Origin of the sequence: Kribbella orskensis (assembly GCF_004342085.1) — a bacterium.
GTDB classification, from domain to species: Bacteria; Actinomycetota; Actinomycetes; order Propionibacteriales; family Kribbellaceae; genus Kribbella; species Kribbella orskensis.
In genome coordinates, this window is sequence record NZ_SLWM01000011.1 from 74,754 (window position 1) to 89,755 (window position 15,002).

Consider the following 15,002-nt stretch of genomic DNA (forward strand, 5'->3'; position numbering starts at 1 on the left):
AGGGTGCTGATCGTGACGACCCCGAGCATCCCGCACCTGGACATCGAGTCCCTGGCGCACTTCGACAAGGTAACCGCCGCCGGAGCCACCTCGATGAACGGCTGGCGGGTGCAGTCGGTGGATCTGACCAGCCGTACGCCGGTGCTGCTGAAGCTGTCGCCGGCGGGGTCGGTGTTCCTCGGCTGCGACCTGGAGGAGACCGCGGCCGCCTGGATCCGGGACGGCGGCGGGCTGATCTTCCCGGCGATCCCCGAACTGCCCTTCGACCCGTACCGCGGCTGCTTGTACACGGCGGACGACCTGTACGCGGGGTTGTCCTCGGGGTATGAGGCGACTCCGGATGCGCAGATCTACGCCTGGTCTCGGCAGCACGACGAGAAGGGCGACACCAGCCGTACCCTCGCGGCCGCGCTGCACGACCACTCGATCGCCGATGCTCTGCACGAACTCCCCGGCGGCAGGCCGTGGATCGGCGTGATGGGCGGCCATGGGATCGCCCGCACCAGCCCGACGTACCGGTCGGCTGTCCTGCTCGGTCGCGCCCTCGCCCGCGCCGGTCTCACCGTCGCCACCGGCGGCGGCCCGGGCGCGATGGAGGCCGCCAACCTCGGCTCCAGCCTCTCCTCGTACGACGATGCCGCGGTCGACTCTGCCCTCGAGGCCCTCGCGCAGGTGCCGTCCTTCAAACCTTCTGTGGCCGCCTGGGCCTCCGACGGCCTCGCCGTACGCCGAGACTTCCCGGGCGACGGTGGCGTCTCCATCCCCACCTGGTTCTACGGCCACGAGCCGCCGAACGTCTTCGCCTCCGCGATCGCGAAGTACTTCTCCAACGCCCTGAGGGAAGACGTCCTGCTCAGCCGGGCCCGAGGCGGCATCATCTACCTCCCCGGCGCCGCCGGCACAGTCCAGGAGATCTTCCAGGCCGTCACCCCCGACTACTACGGCGACCCGGCCACCCAGATCCCGATGATCCTCGTCGGCATCGACCACTGGACGGTGAAACTACCGGTCTGGCCCCTCCTCACCGCCCTTGCCGGCGACCGCCCGATGGCCTCGTCCCTCCACCTCGTCGACACCATCGAGGAAGCCGCCAAGCTCGTCAGTCCGTGAACGGTCTGCCCAGTGGAGAAGGCCGTACGGATTGTCGGCGGGACTGTCTAGCCTGGCCCGCATGGCGAATTATGTATTGGTTCCTGGTGCGTGGCTTGGTGCGTGGGCTTGGGACGAGGTGGCGGAGGAACTGCGACAGGCGGGGCATCGGGTCTATCCGGTGACGTTGTCCGGGCTGGCCGAGCGGCGGGATGAGGCGGCGGCCGAGGTGGGACAGGCTCAGCATGTCGCCGATATCGTGGCCGTGGTCGAGGGCGACGATCTGCGCGACGTCGTGCTGGCGGGGCACAGCTACTCGGGGATTCCGGCGGGGCAGGCGGCTGGGCTGATCGGCGATCGGCTGCGCCGGGTCGTGTATGTCGACTCGAACGTGCCCACCGACGGGAAGTCGTTCGTCGACGGGTGGTCCGACGAGGGGCGTGCGTGGGTCGAGGGACAGCTGGCCGAGAGCGGTGGGTTCTGGCCGCCGTTGGCAGCCGAGGACTACGCCGGTCAGGACCTGACCGATGAGGCTGTCGCGACGATCGTCGAGCGGTCGACTCCCCATCCGGGCCGGGCGATCACCGAGCCGGCCAAGCTCGTCCGGCCGATCTCCGAGCTCCCGACCACGTACCTCAAGTGCCTGATGGACGGCGCCGTTCCGTCCTCCGATGTGCTGGAGCTGCTGAAATCCGATTCATGGGAGCTGGCGGAGCTGCCGACCGGCCACTGGCCGATGTTCTCCCAGCCGGCAGCCCTCGCGAAGGTCCTCCTCCAGGCCGGCTGACGAGGCAGCAAAACGGCGAGCCTCTCCCGGCCTGTGCTACACAGGAATCTCCACTCACAGGATTCTTGCTCGGCGCGTCCCGGAGGGAGGCTCGGCGGTGACTGTCCGCGACGGGGCTGTCCGGTCGGGTTCGACGCTGGCCGCTCGCGTCGAGGCGTTGAACGCGGTCGCCGAGGATCTCGCCGGCGAGCTGATGCTGCAACCGTTGCTGGAGCGGATCCTGCGCCGGTGCACCGAGCTGATGGGCTGTTCCGCCGGCTCGATCTCGAGCGTCGACGAGGCCGCGGGCACCTACCGCAAACAGGCCGACATCGGCATCCGGTGTCAGATGGGCCACGTGTTCCCGCTCGGCGAGGGGATGACCGGCGAGGTCGTCCGCCGGCGCGGTCCGGTCTGGTTCGACCGGTACGACGATGTCGCGGGCGGCCACATCAGCGACGAGGACCGGGCGACGCTCAAGGGTGTGATCGGGGTGCCGCTGGAGTGGCGTGGCCGGATCATCGGTGCCTGCGTCGTGTTCTCCCGGGAGGAGTCCCGGAAGTTCGACCGGGCCGACGCCGATCTGCTGCGGATGTTCGCCAAGCACGCGACCGTGGCCCTGGTGAACGCCAACTCCTACGAGGCCGCGGAGGAGCGGGCCCGGCTGCACGCGGCCTCGGCCGAGCGGGAGCGGCTCCTCGACGAGGTGCACGACCTCCTCGCCCAGGGGCTCGACGAGCTGCTGTCCGGGCTCGAGACCGCGGAGCGGCTGGCTCCCGCCGACGGCGAGCTCGCCGATCATCTCCGCCAGGCCCAGGCGTCGGCCCGGGACACGGTCGCCTCGATCCGTAGGGCGCTCCTCGGCGCAGGTGTCTCGCCCCTCGAAGGGCACAGCCTCGAAGACGTGTTGCGGTCCGAGCTGGCCTGGGCGACGCGGGCCAGGGGGCTCGACGCTCGTCTGGTGGTCGCAGGCACGCCGGTGCCGCTCGATCCGACGCTCGCGCAGCATGTCCTGCGCATCGCGCAGGAGGCGATCACGAACATCGTCCAGCACTCGCGCGCGAACACCGTGAGGGTCGGACTCGTCCATGAATCAGCCTCGCTCTCGCTGCTGGTCCAGGACGACGGGCAGGGCTTCGCGGCCGGGCAAGGTCTGCACGAACCGGACGAGAACCGGACCGGCCTCGGGCTGCGCCGCATGAGCGAACTGGCCCACGCGGTCGGCGGCTCGCTCTCCTTGGACTCAATGCCAGGTTGGGGCACCAGCATCCGCGCCTGGTTCCCGTACCAACGCACGGAGGCGGCGGACGACGTACGAGCAGAAGTGCTCGTGGTCGCCGCGCAGCCGATGCTGCGCGCCGGGCTGTCGCGCCTGCTCGCCTGGTCCGAGCCGGCGTTCTCGGTGGTCGGCGAGGCGGCCACGATCACCGAGGCGATGGACTCGGCCGCGGCGCTGCGGCCTGCGGTGGCGATCGTCGCGACCGACCTCACCGGCGGCGCGATGGACTTGGTCCACGCGTTGGCGGAGAGCGAGCCGGCGCCCGCGGTGATCGCGATCTGTCCACCCGGCGACCACCAGGCCGTGGTCGATCTGCTCCTGGCCGGCGCCCACGGCTGCGTCGAAACCTCGGCGGACGGTGCCGCGCTCGCCCGTGCGGTGGCCGCGGCTGCGCGTGGTGAGTCGATCGTGCCGCGCGGTGAGGTCTGGGAGGGCAGACTCGCGAGCGACCCCAACACGGAGGGGCTGACCGCACGCGAGCGGGAAGTTCGCGCGCTCGTCCAGCAGGGTCTCCCGGACCGGGCGATCGCCGAGCGCCTGGTGATCGCCGTGAAGACCGTCGAGAAACACGTCGGCGCCGTGCTGCGCAAGACCGGAGCACGGAGCCGCTCGGAGTTGATCGCTGCTTCCCACGGCCATCTGAGCTGACTCGGTGCGGTAGGGACATCCCCCACAACAGACGGGTGGTTTCCCGAATGTCACCCAGCGGTCGTCTCTCCTAGCGTTACCCATGCAGCTGACTCAGCAGCTGACTTTGGCGCGCTGGAGGTGTCCGGCATGGGTGTCGTACCGCTGAAGGAGATCGTCGATCGGGCGCTGGCCGACCGCTACGGGGTGCCGGCGATCAACATTGTCAACGACCTCACGCTCGAGGCCGTGCTCGCGGCGGCGGTCGGGCAGCGCTCTCCGATGATCATCCAGACCTCGGTCAAGACCGTCCGGTCGGTCGGCGCGGACGTGCTGATGGCGATGTGGCGCAGCATGACCGCGGGCATCGAAGTACCGGTGGCGCTGCATCTGGACCATTGCCCGGACCGTTCGGTGATCACCGACTGCCTCGCCAAGGGCTGGAACTCGGTACTGTTCGACGCCTCCGCCATGCCGGTCGAGGAGAACCAGCGGCAGACCGTCGAGGTGGTCCGCGAGGCACACGCCGTCGGCGCCCACGTCGAGGGCGAGATCGAGTCGATCACCGGCGTCGAGGACGACCACGGTTCCGACGAGGAGTCGAAACGGCAGACCCTCGAGGTGTCGCTGACCTTCATCGAGGCGACCGGCGTCGACGTCTTCGCACCCTCGATCGGCAACGCCCACGGCATCTACTCGAGCGCGCCGGAATTGGACGGCCAGCGGGTCACCGACATCGTCGAGGCGACCGGCATCCCGATCGCGCTGCACGGCGGCAGCGGGATGTCCGACGCGCAGTTCCAGGACCTGATCGCGCGCGGCTGCGCGAAGGTGAACATCTCGACCGCCTTGAAGATCGCTTACATGAAGTCGAATCTCGCCTATCTGCGCGACGCGGAGACCCGCGGCTCGTGGGATCCGCCGTCGCTCTTCGCCCACGTCCGCACCGACGTGATCGACCTCGTCACCGGTCTCACCGACCGCTTCGGCAGCACCGGAAAGGCCTGGTGACCCTGGTGTCCGACGACCGGTTCGCCGTCGTGTTCGACGTCGACGGCACGCTCGCGGACACCGAACGCTACGGCCACCTGCCGTCGTTCAACCAGACCTTCGCCGAGTTCGGACTGCCGGTGCGGTGGACCGAGGACGAGTACGGCGAGAAGCTCCGCATCGGCGGCGGCAAGGAGCGGATGGCCAGCCTGCTCACGCCGTCGTTCGTCGCCGAGGCCGGACTGCCGACCGATTCCGAGGGCCAGGCGCAGGCCGTCGCCCAGTGGCACAAGCGGAAGACCGAGATCTACACCGCAATGGTGGCCGCCGGTGCGCTGCCGGCCCGGCCCGGGATCGCCCGGATCGTCGAGGAGGCGTACGCCGCCGGCTGGGTTCTGGCGATCGCGTCGACATCGGCCGAGGCGTCCGTCCGCGCGGTACTGGATCACGTCGTCGGCACCGCACGGGCCCGTGATTTCACCGTCCTGGCCGGAGACGTGGTGCCGCGCAAGAAGCCGGCGCCGGACATCTATCTGCTGGCACTGGAACGGCTGGGGATGACCGCCGACCGAGTGGTCGCCGTCGAGGACTCGCGGCCCGGACTCGCCGCCGCGGTCGACGCGGGAATCACCTGCGTCGTGACCGTCAACGGCTACACCGAGCACGAGGACTTCTCCGGTGCCGCGTTCGTCGTCGACTCGCTGGGCGACCCGGGCGCCGAGCCGGTCGCAGTACTGGCCAATCACAGCTCAGCTTCACCCGGTGCGTACATCACCCTGGCCGACCTGGCGGCGACGCTGCCGGCGATCACTGAACGGAGGCAGCAACCGTGACCGACCCGGTGACGAACTCACCGGTCGAGCGGGTGGTCAACACGATCGCCCGCACGGCCGTGGCGAACGAGAAGTACTTCGGCGATCTCGACGCGGTCGTCGGCGACGGCGACTTCGGCTACTCGCTGGCGCGTGGCTTCGAGATCGTGCTGAACGACTGGGACAGCTACGACCGCACCGACATCTCCACGTTCCTCAAGAAGATCGCCGTCGTCGTCACGAGTCGCATCGGTGGCACGTCCGGACCGATCTGGGGTACGGCGTTCCTGCGCGCCGCCGCGGTCACGGCCGGGAAGTCCGAGGTGGACGGACCGACCGCGGTGGCCATGCTCCGCTCCGCGGCTGACGGGATCATGGCCCGTGGCGGCGCGAGCCTCGGCGAGAAGACGTTGCTGGACTCGCTCGTTCCGGCGACCGACGAGATCGAGCGCCAGGTGAAACAAGGCCACGACGCGCTCACGACCCTGCAGGCCGCGGCGGCCGTCGCACGGTCCACCGCGGACGACACCGCGAAGCTCCAGGCACGCCGCGGGCGTGCCGCCTACACCGGCGAACGCAGCATCGGCAGCGTCGATGCCGGCGCGACCGCGGTCGCCGTCATGTTCGAAGCATTGGTGCAAGAGTGGCAAGGAGACCCAGCATGAAGAAGTTCGTGAACGCTCCCAAGGATTTCGTACCGGAGATGCTGAAGGGCCTCGCCCTCGCGAATCCCGACACGCTCAGGTACGTCCCGGAGTACAACCTGATCATGCGGACGGACGCGCCGAACCCGGACAAGGTCTCCGTCATGCAGGGCTCGGGCTCCGGCCACGAGCCCGCGCACGTGATGATCGTCGGCAAGGGCATGCTGGACGCCGCCTGCCCCGGTGATGTGTTCTCGGCGCCGCCGATGGACTACGTGCTGGAGACGAGCAAGCTGCTCGCGTCGCCGAAAGGCGTGCTGCACATCGTCAACAACTACACCGGCGACCGGATGGGCTTCGACATGGGCCGCGAGATGGCCGAGGCCGACGGGGTGACGATCAAGACCATCGTGGTCGACGACGACGTGGCGGTGTCCGACTCGACGTACACCGTCGGGCGTCGCGGCGTGGCCGGCAACTTCTTCGTCATCAAGGCGGTCGGCGCGGCCTCGGAGGCAGGCGCCGATCTGGACGACCTGGTCCGCATCGGCGAGAAGGTGAACTCGGTGACGCGCACCATGGGCATGGCGCTAACGTCCTGTACGCCGCCCGCGAAGGGGAGCCCGCTGTTCGACCTGGGTGACGACGAGATGGAGATCGGCGTCGGCATCCACGGCGAGCCGGGCCGCCGCCGGGAGAAGCTCGCCGACGCGAACACGATCATCGACGAACTGACCGAGGCCGTCGTGACCGATCTGCCGTACGAGCGGGGTGACAACGTTGCGCTGATGATCAACGGCCTGGGTGGTACGCCGATCAGCGAGCTCTATCTCGCCTACGGCCGCGCCCACGAGCAACTGGCCGATCGGGGCATCACCGTCGGTCGTAGCTATGTCGGCGAGTACTGCACGTCACTCGACATGGCCGGCGCATCGGTCACGCTGGTGCGGCTGGACGACGAGATCACCTCGCTGCTCGCCGCGCCCGCCGAGGTCGCCGTACGGATCTTCTGAGGCTCAGTCTGGGGTCAGTCGCGGTTGGCTGCCGCGAGCTGACCGCAGGCGCCGTCGATCTCCTGGCCGCGCGTGTCCCGGACAGTCGTCGGGATACCGCCGGCCTGGAGCCGGCGGACGAACTCGCGCTCGTCGGCCGGGTCGGAGGCGGTCCACTTGGAGCCCGGGGTCGGGTTCAGCGGGATCAGGTTGACGTGCACCCAGCCCCAGTCGCCACGGGCGGCGAGCTTCTCCGCCAGCAGCGAGGCACGCCAGGCGTGGTCGTTGATGTCGCGGATCATCGCGTACTCGATCGAGACGCGGCGCTTGGTCTTCTCGGCGTACCCCCAGGCGGCGTCGAGGACCTCGTCGACCTTCCACCGGTTGTTGATCGGGACCAGCTCGTCGCGCAGTTCGTCGTCCGGCGCGTGCAGCGACAGCGCCAGCGTGACCGGGATGCCCTCGGTCGCGAGCTGGTTGATCCGCGGCACCAGGCCGACGGTCGACACCGTCACGCCGCGGGCCGAGATGCCCAGCCCGTCCGGCGCGGGTTCGGTGAACCGGCGGACCGCGCCGATCACGGCCTTGTAGTTGGCCATCGGCTCGCCCATGCCCATGAAGACGATGTTGTTCACCCGTCCGGGACCGCCGGCGATCTCGCCACGAGCCAGCGCGCGAGCGCCGTCGACGACCTGCTCGACGATCTCCGCGGTGCTCATGTTCCGGGTCAGACCGGCCTGACCGGTGGCGCAGAACGGGCAGGCCATGCCGCAGCCGGCCTGCGAGGACACGCACATGGTGGTCCGGTCGGTGTAGCGCATCAGCACGGACTCGACCAGCGAGCCGTCGAGCAGCTTCCACAGCGACTTCCGGGTGGTGCCGTTGTCGCACTCCATATCGCGGACCTTGGTGAGCAGCGGCGGCATCAGCTCGGCGACCAGCTTGTCCCGCGTCGCGGCGGGCAGATCGGTCATCTCGGCCGCGTCGGAGACGAGCCGGGAGAAGTAGTGGTTCGACAACTGCTTGGCACGGAACGCAGGCTCCCCGAGCGCGGCCACCGCCGTACGACGCTCCTCCCCGCTGAGGTCTGCCAGGTGCCGCGGCGGCTTCTTGGCACGGCGCGGTTCATCGAAAACAAGCGGGAGAGAGGTAGTCATCGCCCTCGATTGTCCCCCGGGCCCACCTCGTTCACAAATTCACGCAGCGGATCGTTCAACTGACGCCGGCGGCGACCCGTAGGCGAACAAGAGCGCCACCGAGCTGACCTGTCTCGAGTTCGAGATCACCTCCGTGTTCGGCTACGCAGTTGTGCGCGACGCCGAGACCGAGTGACGCGAGGCCGGGTCCCACCTGGCCCCACCCAGGGCCGTCATCCTCGATCTCGACGACGGCATTGTCGCCATCGCGCAGAACACGGGCCAGTACCAGGCCGTCCGGACCGGCAGCGCGCACGGCATTGTCGAGCAGGTTGACGACCGCGCGACGCAGCAGGATCGGATTGGCCACCACCCGGACCGGGCTGGCAACCACCCGACAGGTCGCCTGGGTCCGAAGGCGGATATCGGCCACCATACGGCTGACCAACTCCGAAAGGTCGAACTCGGCGCTGTCCGTGATGCCCTCGACAGAGTCGCTCATCATCCGGGCGACGTATGCCGCATGCTCGCCGATCGTCTCGAGTTGCCGGCGAACCTGCTCGGGCAGACCTGCTTCGAGCGCCGCGAGGCGGGCGAGGGCCTGAACCACCGCCAGTTCCTGGCCGACGTCGTGACACACGCCGCGGAGCGATCTGAGTCCGTCCCACGATTCTGGAGCCCGAGGAACCTCCCCGCCACGCTGCGTGCTGGCAACGCCCATGTCCCACCCCTTGCCGTGCCTGCAGTCAGGACGGCCATCTGCTAAATATCAGGAGACCAACAGGGAAACGATCTGTCCATAGGTGTGCAGAACATTGACTCTCCGTCGACATCGTGCATACCGATCGCATCATCAAGGCATCCAGTCATCGCATCAAGCGAACATGCGCGTAACCTTCGACATGGGGCCGAATGCCGTAGATCCATCAGGTTTGCACTGCTGACCGGTGAGGCAGTCGGTGGGTGGGGGTGACTGCACGTGCGCGTCATCATCTGTGATGACCACAAAGTCTTCGCGCATGCGCTGGCCGGTGTGCTCGCGAGCCTCGGTCACGAGATCGTCCTCGTCGCCACCCGGCCGGACGAGGCCGTTGCCGCGGCGCTCCAGGAGCGTGTCGACCTCGTCGTGATGGACCTCGGCTTCCCCACCGGCGACGGACTCGGCGCGACGGCAGAGCTGAGCCGGTACCCCTCGCACCCTCCGGTGTTCGTTCTCACCGCGCGCACGGATCCCGAGGTCTTGTCGGCCGCCATCCGGGCCGGCGCGGCCGGTGTCCTCACCAAGCAGTCGGAACTGGGACAGGTGATCGGCGCACTCGAGCGGGTAGCAACCGGCGAGACCTACTTCGATGTCCAACTACTTCGGCGCGCGTTCGTGCCGGAACCACGTCAGGTCAGTGAAGCCCATCGCATCGCGCAGTACCTCACCGATCGTGAACGCGAGGTTCTCGAGCGCATCGTGCGCGGCGAGAGCACGCGTTCGATGTCCGCCGCGATGGACATCTCGGTGACAACTCTTCGCTCACACATCCATGCGGTCCTGTCGAAACTCAGCGTCCACTCTCGTCTGGAGGCAGCGGCCTGGGCGGTGTCGCACGGGATTGTCGACCCTCCATCGGCGCCCGACCGGCACGCATGACCACTCGCTCTGTTCTGATCACCGCCGCCATCGCTTCCGCGGTACTGCAATTCACCGCATGTACCCCGGCCGAGCAGCCGCAGACCAGCAGAACAGAGCCCACCAGCTCGGTGCCGAGCTGGACCGCTTCAACCTCGGCCACCGGTCAGGTCGTCCACATCTCGGTCGCAGCGGCAGCCGGAGGCGACGGCTCGGCCGCACGCCCGTTCCGGACCATCCAGCAAGGCGTGGACCAGGCGCCCACCGGGAGCACCGTTCTGGTCTCCGCAGGCGCGTACGCCGGCTTCGCAGTGACCCGCGACGGCGTGACCATCTCCGCCGCGCCCGGCGCATTGGTGTCTGTCCGGGGCGGCGGCCGCGAAGTGATCGAGTTCGACGGCGTGTCCGGCGGAGCAATCGACGGACTGGACGTCACCGGTAGCCAGGTGAGGTACGGCTCGGGGGTGAAGATCGACTCCAGCTCCGGGGTCGTGGTGCGCAACTCCCAGGTGCACGACGCGCGCACCTTCGGGATCGTCGTCGTACAGTCCTCGAACGTCGTCCTCCAGCACAACGAGATCTACGGCAACGCCGATGGCATCGAGGAGCGCCAGGCGAGCAACCTGGTGATCCGGGCCAACCGGATCCACTCCAACCTGAAGGAGGTCGACTCCGGCCGCGGCCAGGAAGGCATCAACTTCTACCAGTCGACCGGCCGGGTGATCGTCGAGTGGAACAGCCTGTGGAACAACGGCACGCACTTCGAGGTTTACGGCGCCAGCAACCTGGTGTTCCGCTACAACCATCTCCACAGCGGCCAGGTGATGGAGACGGGGACGACCTCCGGGCTGCCCTGCGCCCACAACGTCTTCGTCCGGAACGTCGCCTACCGTGGTGCCCGGAAGTCCGGCGGGCTGATCCTGCGGTGCGCGCAGGACATGCTGGTGGCGCACAACGTGCTCGACGGATTCGACCAGTTCGCCTTCGACGTCATCGACGGCCTGAAGGGCGTGGCGTACGGCGGCTCGGTCGAGCGGCTGCGCATCGTCGACAACGTCGTCGTGCGGGGCCGGGCCCACAGCATCGACAGCGCGCTGCCGAAGTCGGTGGTGATCGACTACAACCTCGTCTCCAACGCCGGGTCGACCGCCCAGTACGGCGACTTCCTCTGTTACGTCGGCGGAAAGGGCAACGCCCGCACGCTGGCCCAGTTCCGGAGCTGGACCGGCTACGAACACCACGGCATCTCTACCGATCCACGATTCGTCGACGGAATCCACCACGACTACCACCTGACGACAGGCTCCCCGGCGATCAACCACGGCATCGTCGTTCTGGGTGAGTCATTCAAGGGCACCGCGCCCGACCTCGGCCGATATGAGCAGCGCTGACATCTCTGATTTCCGATGTCCACTCCCCGGCAATTCTCTGAAATGTGCAAGATGGCGAATTCTCGACATATCATCTGCGAAAGTCGCCGGCGCACCAGAGATCGAGCGCAGTCGTGGCGGTAGTGGCGCGCCGTTGTTACGGGGCATACCCCAACGAGCACCGATCGCCTATGAGGCAAGGTCTCTGACGGCACGTGACGAAGTCGGACCATCTCATCCAATTGATGGAGCGACGCCTCATAAATTCGCGGTAGCCAGGCATTATGCCGAATCTCCAAGGCACCCATTTCCGGTCCAGCCAGATTAGCTGCGAAAACGTAACACGCCCGTCTCTTGACACCAAACCACTGGCATTGTCATGGTGAAATTGTTGGGTTTTGGGCAGGGGTCCGTTCTGGGGCGCGGGAAGAAACTGTGCCGGACGAGCGGGAGAGACCCGGGTGGGGATCGGCAGTGCGCTGGATCGTGGGCTCGAGCGTCAGGCTGCGCCATCTCGTCATCGTGATGGCGGTAGTCGTGACTGCCTTGGGCATCACGCAGGTGCGCAGCATGCCGGTCGACCTGCTTCCCGACTTCGCGCCTGCCTACGTCGAAGTGCAGACGGAGGCACTCGGGCTGTCGGCGCCGGAGATCGAGCAACTGGTCACCGTTCCGCTCGAGGCGGACCTGCTCAACGGCGTGGGCGGGGTCGACGTGATCCGTTCGAACTCGGTTCCCGGGCTGTCGTCCATCGTCCTCGTCTTCGAGCCCGGCACCGAGATCCTCGAGGCGCGCCAACTGGTACAGGAGCGCCTCACCCAGGCACACGCGCTGCCGAACGTCTCGAAGCCGCCGGAGATGATCCAGCCGCTGTCGTCGACGAGCCGCATCGCGATGATCAGCTTGTCGTCGGAGCAACTGTCCCTGGTCGACCAATCGGTGCTCGCGCGCTGGGTGATCCGACCGCGGCTGATGGGCGTTCCGGGCGTCGCCAACATCGCGATCTGGGGACAACGCGAGCGGCAGCTCCAGGTCCAGGTGGATCCGGCCCGGCTGCAGAGCAAAGGCGTCTCGCTGTCGCAGGTAGTCCAGACCGCGGGCAACGCCCAGCTGGTCTCGCCGCTGACCTTCCTGGAGGCGTCGACACCCGGCACCGGCGGCTTCATCGACACCCCGAACCAGCGGCTCGGCATCCGCCACGTCCTGCCGCTCGGCACTCCGGCGGAGCTCGCCAAGGTGCCGGTCGAGGATGCCGCCGGCGGGCTGCGGCTCGGCGACGTCGCCACCGTGGTGGAGAACCACCAGCCGCTGATCGGCGACGCCGTCGTGAAGGGGAAGCCCGGTCTGCTCCTGGTCGTCGAGCAGTTCCCCGAGGCCGACGTCGATGCGGTGACCCGGGGAGTCGAGAGCGCACTCGACTCGATGCAGCCCGGTCTGACCGGTCTCGAGCTCGACTCGACGGCCTTCCGGCCGGCGTCGTACATCGAGTCGGCCATCGACAATCTCAGCGTCACGCTGTTGATCGCCGCACTGCTCGTCGCTTTGGTGCTGGCGCTGCTGTTCTTCGACTGGCGAGCTGCGGTGATCTCCGCCGTCTCGATCGTACTGTCGCTCGGCGCGACGAGCCTCGTGCTCGCGCTCAGGGGCGGGACACTCAACATGATGGTCGTGGCCGGGTTCATCCTGGCCATCGGCGCCATCGTGGCCGACGCCATCGCCGACGTCGACGGCATCGTGCGACAGCTGCGGGATCGGCCGGCGGGCGATACCACGACCGCGATCGTCGAGGCGTCACTCGACGTACGCCGGCCGTTGATCTACGCCACCGTCATCGGCGTGCTGGTCGTCTTCCCGGTGTTCTTCCTGGACGGATCGGGGATGGCGTTCCTCGAAGAGCTGTTGCTGGCCTACACGCTCGCGGTCGTCGCGGCGATGCTGGTCGCCCTGACCGTCACGCCGGCGCTGTGCGCGCTGCTGCTGTCGCGGACAGGTGCCACCCACCGCCAGACGCCGGCCCGGCGACTGGCCGACGGTGCCGCCTCGCTGCTCCCCGGGATCATTCGCCGGCCGCGCCGGGTCTACATCGCGGCCGCACTGACTGCCGTTGCCGGGCTGGCGATGCTCCCGCTACTGAACGGCGCCTCGCTGGTTCCAGGTCTTCAGGAGCGCACCCTGGTGGTCCGCTGGGATGGTGCGCCGGGCACGTCGCATCCGGAGATGAGCCGGATCACCATGCAGGCCGCTGGTGAGCTGGGCGCGATTCGCGGCGTGAAGACTGTCAACGCCCATGTCGGACGCGCCATCAGCGCCGACCAGGTCGTCGGAATCAACTCCGGTGAGGTGTGGATCGTCATCGATCCCGGCGCCGACTACGACGCGACCAGGGCCGAGGTGCAGCGTGTGGTCGACGGCTATCCCGGGCTGTCGACCGACGTCGAGACCTACCACGCTGCCCAGGTCGAGGACGCGAAGGCGTTCGAACCGGCCCGCCTGTACGGCGACGACGGCAGCAGCGGTTCGCTCGCCAAGCCCGACAGCGCCGCACTCGCGGGAGCCGACGACGTGGTGGTCCGCGTCTTCGGGCAGGAGTTGGCGGAGCTCCGGCGTCAGGCCGAACGCGTACGGCAGATCCTCGCGGGGATCGACGGTGTCACACCTCGGATCGAGTCCCTGGTCGAGGAACCCAACGTCGAGGTCAAGGTCGACATCGCCGCCGCCCAGGCCCATCAGATCAAGCCCGGCGACGTACGCCGCGCAGCCGCGAAGCTCCTGCAGGGAATCCAGGTCGGCAGCCTCTTCGAGGAACAGAAAGTGTTCGAGGTGGTGGTGCTCGGCACGCCGGAGACGCGCAACAGCTTGACCAGCATCCGTGGGCTGCTCATCGACACCCCGGCTGGTGGACAGGTTCGGCTGGGAGACATCGCCGACGTCCAGATCGTGCCGACGCCCGCCGCGATCAAGCGCGAGGCGGTGTCGCGTCGCATCGACGTGGGAGCAACGGTCGGCAGTCGTAGTGTCGACTCGGTCCTGCGGGAGATCGACCAGCGCCTCGCGGACACCCCGTTCCCGCTCGAGTATCACGCGGAACTCGTGGCACCGCCGAACGATGTCATCGGTGGCCTCTCGCCCCGCGAGCTGTCGTACCTGGTTGCCGCCGCGATCGGGATCCTGCTGCTCCTCCAGTCGGCCTTCGGCAGCTGGCGGCTGGCGGCGGTGCTCCTCGTGACCCTCCCGCTGGCGCTCGTCGGCGGGCTACTGGTTGCCGTCGGCATCGATCGCGAGCTGTCACTGGGCGCACTCGCCGGGCTGTTCGCCGTTTTCGGCCTCGCCGTCAGGAACAGCGTGCTGCTGGTCGGCCGGTACCAGCTGTCCGAACCCGATGGCGGCCGCCTCGGCCCCGAGCTCGCCGTGCGTGGTGTGTCGGACCGGCTGGCGCCGATTCTGGTCGGAGCCGCCGCCACTGTACTGGCGCTTGTGCCACTGGCGGTCGTCGGTGAGATCGCCGGCCAGGAGATCGCACGACCGATGGCATTGGTGATCGCCGGCGGCTTGGTCACCTCCACGGCCTTCAGCCTCGTCCTCGTACCCCTGCTCTGTCTGCGGTTCTGGCCTGCTCGGACCGGCTCAGTCGATGCGCAGCCGGAGATCGGCTGACCGGGCACGTGGACAACACGGGAGG

The 15,002-nt window shown here is 68.2% G+C and carries 12 protein-coding genes; 10 read left to right on the plus strand and 2 right to left on the minus strand.

Features of this window, described 5'->3' with window-relative positions; translation table 11 throughout:
• The first annotated feature begins 12 nt into the window (after nt 1-12).
• The 7 genes from EV644_RS26375 (at nt 13) to dhaK (ending at nt 7,220) form a co-directional block, all read left to right on the plus strand.
• Entirely contained in the window at nt 13-1,110 is a 1,098-nt protein-coding gene (locus tag EV644_RS26375) for an LOG family protein (RefSeq protein WP_199240010.1), read from the plus strand.
• A 61-nt stretch (nt 1,111-1,171) separates the two neighbouring features.
• Nucleotides 1,172-1,876: an alpha/beta fold hydrolase gene (locus EV644_RS26380; RefSeq protein WP_132191526.1), complete on the plus strand. Its 705-nt coding sequence runs from the start codon at nt 1,172-1,174 to the stop codon at nt 1,874-1,876.
• A 97-nt stretch (nt 1,877-1,973) separates the two neighbouring features.
• Nucleotides 1,974-3,782, plus strand: a complete 1,809-nt coding sequence (locus EV644_RS26385) for a hybrid sensor histidine kinase/response regulator (RefSeq protein ID WP_132191525.1) — start codon at nt 1,974-1,976, stop codon at nt 3,780-3,782.
• 129 nt (nt 3,783-3,911) lie between these two features.
• Nucleotides 3,912-4,772 (plus strand): class II fructose-bisphosphate aldolase, encoded by an 861-nt coding sequence (locus EV644_RS26390; protein WP_132191524.1) that lies wholly within the window; start codon nt 3,912-3,914, stop codon nt 4,770-4,772.
• A gap of 5 nt (nt 4,773-4,777) precedes the next feature.
• Nucleotides 4,778-5,584, plus strand: coding sequence for an HAD-IA family hydrolase (locus tag EV644_RS26395; protein ID WP_132191523.1), 807 nt, complete (start codon nt 4,778-4,780; stop codon nt 5,582-5,584).
• On the plus strand, nt 5,581-6,228 hold the full coding sequence (gene dhaL, locus EV644_RS26400) for a dihydroxyacetone kinase subunit DhaL (RefSeq protein WP_132191522.1): 648 nt from the start codon (nt 5,581-5,583) through the stop codon (nt 6,226-6,228). Before EV644_RS26395 ends, dhaL begins: the two co-directional genes overlap by 4 nt.
• Nucleotides 6,225-7,220 (plus strand): dihydroxyacetone kinase subunit DhaK, encoded by a 996-nt coding sequence (gene dhaK / locus EV644_RS26405; protein WP_132191521.1) that lies wholly within the window; start codon nt 6,225-6,227, stop codon nt 7,218-7,220. The genes dhaL and dhaK overlap by 4 nt, the downstream gene beginning before the upstream one ends.
• 14 nt (nt 7,221-7,234) lie before the next feature.
• Here the strand turns inward: dhaK and rlmN are convergent, their stop codons facing one another.
• Both rlmN and EV644_RS26415 read right to left on the minus strand, forming a co-directional pair.
• Entirely contained in the window at nt 7,235-8,356 is a 1,122-nt protein-coding gene (gene rlmN / locus EV644_RS26410; RefSeq protein WP_132191520.1) for a dual-specificity RNA methyltransferase RlmN, read from the minus strand.
• A 55-nt stretch (nt 8,357-8,411) separates the two neighbouring features.
• On the minus strand, nt 8,412-9,056 hold the full coding sequence (locus tag EV644_RS26415) for a sensor histidine kinase (RefSeq protein ID WP_132191519.1): 645 nt from the start codon (nt 9,054-9,056) through the stop codon (nt 8,412-8,414).
• Nucleotides 9,057-9,314: 258 nt separating this feature from the next.
• Here EV644_RS26415 and EV644_RS26420 point away from each other — a divergent pair, with 258 nt between their 5' ends.
• The 3 genes from EV644_RS26420 to EV644_RS26430 all read left to right on the plus strand — a co-directional run bounded on the left by EV644_RS26420 (nt 9,315) and on the right by EV644_RS26430 (nt 14,977).
• Nucleotides 9,315-9,974 (plus strand): response regulator transcription factor, encoded by a 660-nt coding sequence (locus EV644_RS26420; protein WP_132191518.1) that lies wholly within the window; start codon nt 9,315-9,317, stop codon nt 9,972-9,974.
• Complete coding sequence (locus EV644_RS26425) at nt 9,971-11,344, plus strand: right-handed parallel beta-helix repeat-containing protein (RefSeq protein WP_132191517.1); 1,374 nt, start codon at nt 9,971-9,973, stop codon at nt 11,342-11,344. The genes EV644_RS26420 and EV644_RS26425 overlap by 4 nt, the downstream gene beginning before the upstream one ends.
• A 453-nt stretch (nt 11,345-11,797) precedes the next feature.
• Nucleotides 11,798-14,977, plus strand: coding sequence for an efflux RND transporter permease subunit (locus EV644_RS26430; protein WP_132191516.1), 3,180 nt, complete (start codon nt 11,798-11,800; stop codon nt 14,975-14,977).
• Nucleotides 14,978-15,002 lie beyond the last annotated feature (25 nt).

Coding starts and splice junctions, on each gene's coding strand:
- EV644_RS26415 (WP_132191519.1), bottom strand. CDS start 9,056: ATGGGCGTTGCCAGCACGCAGCGTGGCGGGGAGGTTCCTCGGGCTCCA.
- EV644_RS26390 (WP_132191524.1), top strand. CDS start 3,912: ATGGGTGTCGTACCGCTGAAGGAGATCGTCGATCGGGCGCTGGCCGAC.
- dhaK (WP_132191521.1), top strand. CDS start 6,225: ATGAAGAAGTTCGTGAACGCTCCCAAGGATTTCGTACCGGAGATGCTG.
- rlmN (WP_132191520.1), bottom strand. CDS start 8,356: ATGACTACCTCTCTCCCGCTTGTTTTCGATGAACCGCGCCGTGCCAAG.
- EV644_RS26425 (WP_132191517.1), top strand. CDS start 9,971: ATGACCACTCGCTCTGTTCTGATCACCGCCGCCATCGCTTCCGCGGTA.
- EV644_RS26380 (WP_132191526.1), top strand. CDS start 1,172: ATGGCGAATTATGTATTGGTTCCTGGTGCGTGGCTTGGTGCGTGGGCT.